Annotated in this window: 9 protein-coding genes and 1 pseudogene; 3 read left to right on the top strand and 7 right to left on the bottom strand. The window is 69.8% G+C overall.

The window, feature by feature from the left end:
* The first annotated feature begins 35 nt into the window (after nucleotides 1–35).
* The gene (locus ACWGIU_RS20415) at nucleotides 36–848 is read left to right on the top strand and encodes an ABC transporter permease (protein WP_453707737.1); all 813 of its coding nucleotides are present in this window, start codon (nucleotides 36–38) and stop codon (nucleotides 846–848) included.
* Between the two features lie 7 nt (nucleotides 849–855).
* On the opposite strand, the gene ACWGIU_RS20410 is transcribed toward ACWGIU_RS20415, so the two are convergent.
* Complete coding sequence (locus ACWGIU_RS20410; protein WP_453707735.1) at nucleotides 856–1899, bottom strand: S66 family peptidase; 1044 nt, start codon at nucleotides 1897–1899, stop codon at nucleotides 856–858.
* A 285-nt stretch (nucleotides 1900–2184) separates the two neighbouring features.
* On the opposite strand from ACWGIU_RS20410, the gene ACWGIU_RS20405 reads away from it, so the two are divergent.
* Nucleotides 2185–2682 (top strand): C40 family peptidase, encoded by a 498-nt coding sequence (locus tag ACWGIU_RS20405; RefSeq protein WP_453707733.1) that lies wholly within the window; start codon nucleotides 2185–2187, stop codon nucleotides 2680–2682.
* Here the strand turns inward: ACWGIU_RS20405 and ACWGIU_RS20400 are convergent.
* The 5 genes and pseudogenes from ACWGIU_RS20400 to ACWGIU_RS20380 all read right to left on the bottom strand — a co-directional run.
* Nucleotides 2664–3962, bottom strand: coding sequence for an MFS transporter (locus ACWGIU_RS20400; protein ID WP_453707731.1), 1299 nt, complete (start codon nucleotides 3960–3962; stop codon nucleotides 2664–2666). The two genes, ACWGIU_RS20405 and ACWGIU_RS20400, sit on opposite strands and share 19 nt — an antisense overlap.
* 56 nt (nucleotides 3963–4018) lie before the next feature.
* Nucleotides 4019–4615 (bottom strand): MBL fold metallo-hydrolase, encoded by a 597-nt coding sequence (locus ACWGIU_RS20395; protein ID WP_453707729.1) that lies wholly within the window; start codon nucleotides 4613–4615, stop codon nucleotides 4019–4021.
* 77 nt (nucleotides 4616–4692) lie between these two features.
* On the bottom strand, nucleotides 4693–5199 hold the full coding sequence (locus ACWGIU_RS20390; RefSeq protein WP_453707727.1) for a DinB family protein: 507 nt from the start codon (nucleotides 5197–5199) through the stop codon (nucleotides 4693–4695).
* 7 nt (nucleotides 5200–5206) lie between these two features.
* Nucleotides 5207–6427 carry an epoxide hydrolase family protein gene (locus ACWGIU_RS20385; RefSeq protein ID WP_453707725.1) on the bottom strand — a complete coding sequence of 407 codons (1221 nt, stop codon included), beginning with the start codon at nucleotides 6425–6427 and terminating at the stop codon, nucleotides 5207–5209.
* Between the two features lie 213 nt (nucleotides 6428–6640).
* Nucleotides 6641–6829 (bottom strand): annotated as a pseudogene (locus tag ACWGIU_RS20380) (TetR/AcrR family transcriptional regulator C-terminal domain-containing protein); the annotation flags it as partial.
* Between the two features lie 416 nt (nucleotides 6830–7245).
* Between ACWGIU_RS20380 and ACWGIU_RS20375 the strand changes: the two are divergent.
* The gene (locus ACWGIU_RS20375; RefSeq protein WP_453707723.1) at nucleotides 7246–7890 is read left to right on the top strand and encodes a ScbR family autoregulator-binding transcription factor; all 645 of its coding nucleotides are present in this window, start codon (nucleotides 7246–7248) and stop codon (nucleotides 7888–7890) included.
* 318 nt (nucleotides 7891–8208) lie between these two features.
* Here ACWGIU_RS20375 and ACWGIU_RS20370 read toward each other — a convergent pair.
* The coding region (locus tag ACWGIU_RS20370) for an alpha/beta fold hydrolase (protein WP_453707721.1) at nucleotides 8209–8859 on the bottom strand (651 nt) is incomplete at its 5' end.

The raw sequence follows: 8859 nt of genomic DNA, 5'->3' as shown, positions 1-8859 counted from the left end.
GACGACGGCCGGTACGCACAGGCAGGGAGTCCGTCATGACCGGCACGACCCTCACGGACAGCCGGGGCCGCGGGGGCCGGGTACGGCTGCCGGCGGCCCTGCGGCAGACCGCCACCATGGCGTGGCGCAGTCTGGTCTCGGTGAAGCACAATCCGCTGGAGCTCGTCGACTACAGCATCACGCCGATCATGTTCGTGTTCCTGTTCACCTACGTCTTCGGCGGGCAGATGGCGGGCTCCCCTCAGGAGTACCTCCAGTACGCGCTTGCGGGGATCATCGTTCAGAACACACTGTTCATGAGCATGTATACCGCCATGTCGCTCAACACCGATCTGACCAAGGGCGTGTTCGACCGGCTCCGTAGCCTGCCGATCGCCCGTTCGGCTCCGTTGTTCGGGCGGATCGTGGCCGATCTGGCCAAACAGCTGTGGGCCATGCTCCTGATGATCGCGCTCGGCACACTGCTGGGCTTCGAGATCACCGGCGGTCCGGCGGGCTTCGTCGGCGCGACGCTGCTGTTGCTGACGTTCGCCGCGGCCGTTTCGTGGACCGCGGTGCTGATCGGGATGATGGCCTCGGACGTGGAGAAGGTGCAGGTCTTCGCCTTCACCTTCATCTTCCCCCTCACCTTCACGAGCAGCGCGTTCGTCGAGGTCGACACCATGCCCGGGTGGCTCCAGGCCTGGGTCGAGGTCAATCCGGTGACCCAGCTGTCGGACGCGTTCCGCGGGCTGCTGCTCGGTACTCCGGTGAGCGGGCCCCTCTTCTGGTCGCTGCTGTGGGCGGCGGGCATCACCGCCGTCTTCATGCCGCTGGCGATGCGCGCCTACCGCTCCGAGAACCGCTGATCGGGGCTCAGTACGTGACGACGATCCGGCGTGCCGGGCCGTCCACCCGGATGAGGCCGCCGACGGGGATCACGACCTGCGGGTCGGTGTGGCCGAGGTCGACGTCGAACACCACCATGGTGTCGGGGGCGTACTCGTGGAGGGCCCGCAGGACGGCTTCCCGCTGTTGCCGGCGGAAGTCCGCCTTCGCCTGGGCGTCGAGCCGGTTCTCGAACGACCAGCTCTTGGCCCTGCCCATGAGCAGCGCGGGGAACTGGCGCAGCAGTCCCCGTTCGCCCATGCCGCGCAGGATCCGGTAGACCTCTTCGGCGGGCGGCATTTCCTCGGAGGTCTCCAGGAACAGCACGTTGCCGGCGTACGAGTCGACCGGTCGGGCCACGCGGTCGGCCATCAGCAGCCAGGAGATGATCTCCAGGTTTCCGCCCCAGCCGATGCCTTCGACGACCCGGTCGGCGTTGTGCCAGGACCAGCCGTCGGCGGGTTCCATCTGCGGCTCGGATGCGAAGGTGAGCGGATCCTCCCAGGGGCCGTTGACGTCCCCGTAGGTGCTCGCCGCCGTGAGTTCGTACGCGCCCGAGGTGAACAGCGCGGCCCGGAGGGAGGCGGCGGTCGTCGGGTGCATCGCGCCGGGCCGTCCGAATCCGACCATGACCGATCCTCCGTGGTAGCCGACGATGCCCAAGTCCCGCAGGAACAGCAGCAGGTTGGTGTTGTCGCTGTAGCCGAGGAACGGCTTGGGGTTGGCGCGCAGGAGGTCGCGGTCGAGGTGGGGAAGGACGGTGATCTGGTCGTCGCCGCCGATGCTGGTGATCACCGCCTTGATGTCGGGGTCCGCGAACGCCGCGTGGATGTCCGCCGCGCGCGCCTCCGGCGTCGCACCCATCGTCCGGGTCGTCGGGTATTCCACCGCCGTCAGTCCGAAGTCGTCCTGGAGTCTGTTCAACCCCAGCTCGTAGGGCATCGGGAACAGGCCGGGAAGGCCGGACGAGGGTGAGAGTACGGCGACCAGGTCTCCGGGGCGGGGCTTCGCGGGATAGCGGGGCTTCTCCATCCGATGATCATAGGAGTCGGGGTTCCGACCCCGCGCCGATTATCCGGGGCGGCCTAGCACCGACGCCGCAAACCGGCACGTCGGGCGCGCCCATATGACAACCATTCGGCCCTATGATCTCGCCTCGAAAGCAAAATCGAGACAAATCAGACTGTGTCCCGTGCTGTTCGGCGCATCCCGTCGGAGAAAACTGGTCCGCCGTCAGAGCGATGACGCATTCACCGAGAACAGGACCCCGACCACTGATCCGACTGTTACCTGCCAACCGATTGCGGAGGTGTCACGATGTCCTGCTTCAGGACCGACTTCCGAAAGGCCCCCAATGGCCTTCTCCCCACGTGTTGTTGCCCCAGAGCCCGCGCCGCCCTCTCCCTGCTGCTCCTGACGGCCGCCGCGCTGACCGGCCCCGCAGCACCGGCGAACGCCGCCACCCCCTATGGCGCCAGAGCCGTCGCGGTGGCCGCATCCAAACAGGGCTCGCCGTATGCCTACGGCGCCACGGGCCCCAAACGCTTCGACTGCTCGGGTCTCACCCTCTACGCCTTCAAGAAGGCGGGCAAACGGCTTCCCCGCACCGCCGACCAGCAGTACGAGCACACCCGCCACATCCCCGAGGCCGATCGCGCGGCCGGGGACCTGGTCTTCTTCCCCAGCGGCGCGACCATGACCCACGTCGGGATCTACGCCGGCGACGACCGGATCTGGCATGCCCCCCGCCCCGGCACCCGGGTGCGGCTGGAGCGGATCTGGAGCACAGCGGTCCGCTACGGGCGGGCCACCTGATCGGGCGCCCGGCCGGTCCGGCTCCGGCAATCCTGGTCTCCCGCCGCCACAGCGGCCGGACCCGGATCCGCGGGCAGCCTGCGTACCGCCCGCACGCTCGGGGCGAGCAGCAGCACCAGGCTCGCCGAAATCATCAGTACGGCACTCCAGAGCAGGACGGACTCCGTGCCGAGAGAGGTCGCCGCGGCGCCCACGACGAGGTAGCCCAGCGGCACGGACATGAGCTCACCGGCCGAGTTGAAGGAGCTGACCCGCCCGAGCACCTCGGACGGGAGCTGTTCCTGCACGGCTGTGTTCCAGCAGACGATCGCGATGTCCAGGCCGATGCCCGCCATGACGGCCGCCCCGGCCAGCACGGCGAGCGGCGCGCCCCAGGCGAGTGCGAGGAAGGGCAGCGCGAGAGGCAGGTTGGCGCAGACGCACACGACCATGATCCTGGACGGCTTCCATCTGAGGGCAACGATTCCCCCCAGGAGCAGGCCCGCCGCGAAGGACCCCTGGACGATTCCCCACGAAGGAGCACCCAGATGACTGTTCCGGGCCATCACGGGACCGAGGAGCTGATATCCGCCGAGCCAGAGGGCGACGACCACAGTGCCGGACAGCGTGTAGGTCCATACCCAGGAGAGACGGGAGAACTCTTTCCAGCCATCCTTGAAGTCGCGGAAGACTGATGCCGTGGTCTTGACGGGTCCGGCCGCCTCGAGACGGCTGCAGAGGACCGCCGCGACCGCGAAACTGGCGGCGTCCCAGCCCAGGGTCAGCTCCGGCCCGAAGAACGCGACGAGGGCCCCGCCGACCGCCGGCGCGAGGATGCGGATGACATTGCCGGGCAACCGCATCAGCGCGTTCGCCTGCTGCAGCTCGCCGGGACCGACGAGCTGCGGCAGCAGGCTGTTCATGGCGGGCTGGGTCAGTGCGGACGCACAGCCCGCCAGTGCCGCGAACAGGGCGATGCGCCCGGTGGTGGCCGTTCCCGTCGCCACGAGGAGTGCGACGCAGCCCTGGGTGACGGCCGGGACCACATTGCCGATGACGATGATCCGTTGGCGGGAGAACCGGTCCGCGACCACTCCTCCGACGAGGAGGAGCAGCAGCTGCGGGGCGGTGTTGGCCGCGAGGACGATCGCCAGGGACGCCGGGCTGCTGTCGAAGCCGAACACCGCGAAGGCCAGGGCCACGGGGGCCATCGCCGTGCCGCTCATCGAGATGAGACGTGCGAGGAGGAATAAGGTGAACGGCTTGTGCCGCAGCGCGGAGAGCGATACCTGTCGAACCATTCGACGGAGACTAGCGTGCTCCGCCGCAGGTGGCGGGTCCGGGAGGGGCCGGAGACTCAGAGGGACTCGCCGGGCCTCAGGTACCGGTACCCGTGCGAAGTCGCTTCGGCGAGCCAGCCGTTGACGCTGCTCAGACCACGTTCGTTGATCTGCGCATCGTGCATACCGAACGTCCGCCGCGGCCCCACGGCCTTGACGAAATCGATCGCCTCCACCAATTTCAGCCACGAACCCTGTACCGGCACCAGCAGCGTCTCGATCTCCTGCTCGGGCACGTGCAGCGAGTCACCCGGGTGGTAGACCGCGTCGTCGACGACGTAGCCGAGGTTCGCGCAGTCGGGGAGGCCACCATGGATGAAGGCGTGGCGGCCGCCGACCGCCCGTATGCGGAAGCCCGCGGCGGTGAACTCCGTCCCGGCGGACACCCCGATGACGTCCAGCCGCGGAATGTCCGCGTCGGCGGGGGCGTGGACCGGTACGCCGAGCCCGGCCAGGCGCAGTACGTCGACATGGTCGGCGTGCTCGTGGGTCACCAGCACGGCGTCCGCGCCGGCCAGGGCGGCCGGTTCGCTCCAGGTGCCGGGATCGATGACGAGGACCCGGCCGTCCTGCTCGATCCGGACACATGCGTGGGTGTACTTCGTGATCCGCATGGCTTCGGACCGTACAGGGCCCAGCGCGCCAACCACCTCTCATTTCAAGGTCGTTCGCGGATCATTTCACGGCCGGGTCATTCCCCGGTCGTCCCGTCGATCGCCTCGCGCAGCAGGTCCGCGTGCCCGTTGTGGCGGGCGTATTCCTCGATCATGTGGGTCAGGATGTAGTGCAGCGAGTACGGCTGATCGCCGAACCGCCCCGTCACGTCGAGGGATTCGGCGGCGTCCACGATCGCGCGCGACCGCTCGCACGTCTCTTCCCAGATCCTGAACGACTCGGCCACGTCCGCGTCCTCGACGTGGAACTCCGTCCACTCCCCCGCCTCGTTCTTCGGGAAGTGGCCCCGTACGTCCTCTCCGGCCAGGACGTTGCGGAACCATCCGCGCTCGACCTCCGCGAGGTGACGCACCAGCCCGAGCAGGGTCAGTCCCGACGGGGCGACCGCCCGCATCCGCAGCTGCCGCTCGCTCAGCCCGGCGCATTTCACCATCAGGGTGTCCCGCTGCCACTGCAGGACGCTGGTCAGGGTGGCGCGCTCATCGCCGGTCAGCACGGGCCGGGTCCGCTGTTCATCGATCACCGGGCGATCACCACATCCGGTGCGGGACCGTGCCCAGCGCGTTCTCACATCCCGGCCGGCGCAGTTGCCGGAAGAAGGCGCGGACGTCCCCCACCAGCAGCTCGGGCACCTCCATGGCGGGGAAGTGGCCGCCCCGGTCGAACGACGTCCAGCGCACGATGGTGTCGGTGCGCGCGGCGACGTGGCGCAGCGGGATGAAGTTGTCCCGGGGAAAGTCGGCCAGTGCGGTCGGGGTCCGCGACACCTCGGGCGGCCGGCCGGCGTAGGCGGCGTGCGCCCGCTCGTAGTAGATGCGGGCCGCGCTGCCGGCCGTTCCCGTGAGCCAGTACAGCATCACGTTGGTCAGCATCTGGTCCCGGTCCACCGGGCACGCGGGGTCGCTCCACTCGCTGAACTTCTCGGCGATCCAGGCGAGCAGCCCGACCGGCGAGTCGTTGAGCCCGTACGCGAGGGTTTGCGGCCGGGTCGCCTGGATGTCGGCGTACCCCTGCTTCTCGCGGGACCAGATCCGGTACCGCTCCCAGGAGGCCAGCGTCCGCTCCCGTTCGGCGGGGGACAGTGCGGCCAGCTCCTCCGGCCGGGGCTCGGCCGTGGCCCCGCCCCCGGGCAGCAGGTTCAGGTGCACCCCGATCACGTGGCCCGGCCGGATCAGCCCCAGCTCCCGCGAGATCGCGGCCCCCCAGTCGCCGCCCTGCACCCCGTACGAGCGGTGGCCGAGGCGTTCCATCAGCACGCCGAAGGCCCGGGCCACCCGCTTGAACTCCCAGCCCGTCTCGGTCGTGGGCCCCGAGAGCCCGAAGCCGGGAATGCTAGGCAACACCAGGTGGAAGGCGTCCCCCGGATCGCCACCGTGCGCCCGGGGATCCGTGAGCGGACCCGCGACGCGCTGGAATTCCACGAGTGAGCCCGGCCAGCCGTGGGTCATCAGCAGCGGGGTCGCGTCCGGCTCCGGCGAGCGGAGGTGCGCGAAGTGCACCCGCGCGCCGTCGATGACCGTGGTGAACTGCGGCCACGCGTTCAGCCGGGCCTCGGCCGCCCGCCAGTCGTACTCCTCGCGCCAGTGGGCGACGAGCTCCCGCATCCGGTCGAGCGGCATCCCGTACGCCCGGCCGACCCCGGGGAGTTCGTCGGGCCAGCGCACCCGGCCCAGCCGCTCCCGCAGGTCGTCCAGCTCGTCCTGCCCCACATCGAGCCGGAACTCGCACAACCGCTCGTCAAGATCACCCATGCCCCGCATGCTAAAGGCTGTCCTGTGATCCGCGGTGGGCGCACGGCGGCAGCTGCGGTGCCTCGCCGCGCTGTCGGAGTGCCCGAAGCCCGGTACGGTGGCGCACCTCCGCCTCGCGATGCACCGTATCGGACGCCGTGCGCGGATCCACCGGGGATGACGGGACAGCCCTCAGGGGGTGCCGTGCCGATCAGGCCGGGCCTGTGCGCGGTGTCAGTTGCCGGCCGCGCGGCGGGTCATCAGCCGTTCGAGCCCGTCCAGGATCCGGGCCAGCCCGAACTCCAAGGCCTGGTCCCGCCCGCCGTGTTCCGCCGCCGAGGCCAGCGCCGCCCCGAGGGCGGGGAACCGCTCTCCGTGCGCGCGCATCACCTCGCCCAGCATCGCCGCGAGTTGCTCAGGAGCGCCAGAAGGGCGGGGACCGCTCCGGTCTCTTTCTCGCCCCCTCGTCGAAGCTCGGCCTGTGCCTGCGCAACACCGCGCTCAGCAGAGGCCGCGTCCTCGCCTGGATGCTCAGGGCGGCGAAGGACGGGACCACCCTCGCGCTCCCCCACTACCCGGAGCACCCGGCCAACTCCGCGGAGCCCGACGCTAACCAAGCGAGCGGCCCCGACAACTCGTCTTCGCCATAGGCCTTTTGACCGTTCGAGAGGCTCGCCATCCGAGGAAGAATCACCCAAAGAACCGCACAACTCCCCGAACCGCTCCCCGCCTCCGCAAAAAAGTACCTGCCGACTGGTTTCTTTTCGGGTTGTCCGACTAGATTGACGGCGCACCGCGGCGAACAACGCTCGGGCAGTGACCAAGGGGACGAGCAGAACGTGGCGAGGGCCAGACAGGTGCGGGCCGAGATCACCCGCGAAGCCATACTCGACGGCGCGGCGGTCGCATTCGATCTCAGCGGGTTCGAGGGCACCAGCCTCAGTGACGTCGTCAGGAACGCCGGAGTCACCAAGGGCGCCCTCTACTTCCACTTCCCGTCGAAGGAAGCCCTCGCCCGCACCCTGATGGATGAGCAGCTCCTGGTCGCCGAGCGCGTCCCCACCACCGACGACCCGGGCCTGCAGACGGTCATCGACCTGACCCATCAGATGGCCCACGGACTGCGCACCGACGTCCGCATCCGAGCCGGCATCCGCCTGGTCATCGAGTTCGGCTCCTTCACGCACCCGGACCCGACCCCCTACGACGGCTGGATCGACACCTGCCGCACCTGTCTGACCCCCGCTCAGCAGCGCGGCGACATACACCCGTCGCTGGACATCCAGGACCTCTCGACGCTGCTCGTCGGAGCCTTCACCGGCATCCAGGTCACCTCGCACGTCCGCACCCGCCGTGAAGACCTCCACACACGCGTCACCGACCTGTGGAACTTCCTCCTCCCCACGATCGTCCCCCCGCAACGCATCGCCCTCTTCCACCCCATGGGCACGCCCGGGACCATTCCGACCACACCCACCCACTGACGCAGGGCGGTCTCGCACACGCCGTGGCGAACCACGGGGGTGCTCGCCACGGCGTGTTCGAGACCGCCCTGACCTGACCGAACCGACCCGGACCGACCCGGACCGACCCGGACCGACCCGGACCGACCCTGCGGCCGGGAGTCTCGTGGGCACCTACCTGCCCGACCACGAGGCCGCACCGATGCCGGACATACCGACCGCTCGGCGCGAGGGCCCCGGCTCGACGTCGGAGCCCCGTGGGTGCGGCGCACCCCGGGGCTCGGATGCCGATCGCCGGCGTCCGCGCCTGCCCGCGGAACCCGGCGCCTCCGGTGGGGCTCAGGCTTCCGCGGGGGCGAGGGAGTCGACGTCCTCCATGAAGCTCAGCATCCGCTCGTTGAGCAGGTCGGGGTGGTCGATCTGCGGGCCGTGGCCGGTCGCGGCGACGATCTCGGCGCGGGCGCCGGCTATCAGGCGGGGCACGCGTTCCAGCTGGCGCTTCGGGTGGACGAGCAGGCTGCGCTTGCCCATGACCAGGTAGAACGGCGTCCTGATCGAACCCAGTTCCTCGTCCGACAGGGGCAGCGGGGCGGGGCGGCGGATCCGGAACGCGCGGACGCTCGCCTGGATCATGGAGCGCAGTTCGGGGACGACCAGCACCGGCTGTTCCAGCCAGGAGGCCAGCCGCGGGCGGAGCGCCTTGGGGGCGAAGGTGGCGAAGAGGCTGGCGAAGATCCACACGAAGAAGCGCAGTCCGACCTTCTCCAGACCGCCCGGATCGAGGGCGGTGACGGAAGCGAGCCGACCGGGCCGCAGATGGGCCTGGTTGATGACCAACCAGCCGCCGTAGGAGGAGCCGACGAGGTGGACCCGGTCGAGACCCAGCGCGTCCAGGGCCTCGTCCATCCACCGGGCCGCGCGCTCGGGCTGCCACATCGGCTCGCGCTGGACGCTGCGGCCGGGGTCGCCGGGGGTGTCGAGCGCGTAGAC

Source organism: Streptomyces sp. NPDC054840 (assembly GCF_053611065.1).
Note: the sequence above shows the minus strand (reverse complement) of the source record. Positions and strands in the feature narration are given on the sequence as shown.

What these genes read in the sequence shown, in the direction of transcription:
- ACWGIU_RS20415 (WP_453707737.1), top strand. Translation starts at nt 36, where the DNA reads ATGACCGGCACGACCCTCACGGACAGCCGGGGCCGCGGGGGCCGGGTA.
- ACWGIU_RS20410 (WP_453707735.1), bottom strand. Translation starts at nt 1,899, where the DNA reads ATGGAGAAGCCCCGCTATCCCGCGAAGCCCCGCCCCGGAGACCTGGTC.
- ACWGIU_RS20405 (WP_453707733.1), top strand. Translation starts at nt 2,185, where the DNA reads ATGTCCTGCTTCAGGACCGACTTCCGAAAGGCCCCCAATGGCCTTCTC.
- ACWGIU_RS20400 (WP_453707731.1), bottom strand. Translation starts at nt 3,962, where the DNA reads ATGGTTCGACAGGTATCGCTCTCCGCGCTGCGGCACAAGCCGTTCACC.
- ACWGIU_RS20395 (WP_453707729.1), bottom strand. Translation starts at nt 4,615, where the DNA reads ATGCGGATCACGAAGTACACCCACGCATGTGTCCGGATCGAGCAGGAC.
- ACWGIU_RS20385 (WP_453707725.1), bottom strand. Translation starts at nt 6,427, where the DNA reads ATGGGTGATCTTGACGAGCGGTTGTGCGAGTTCCGGCTCGATGTGGGG.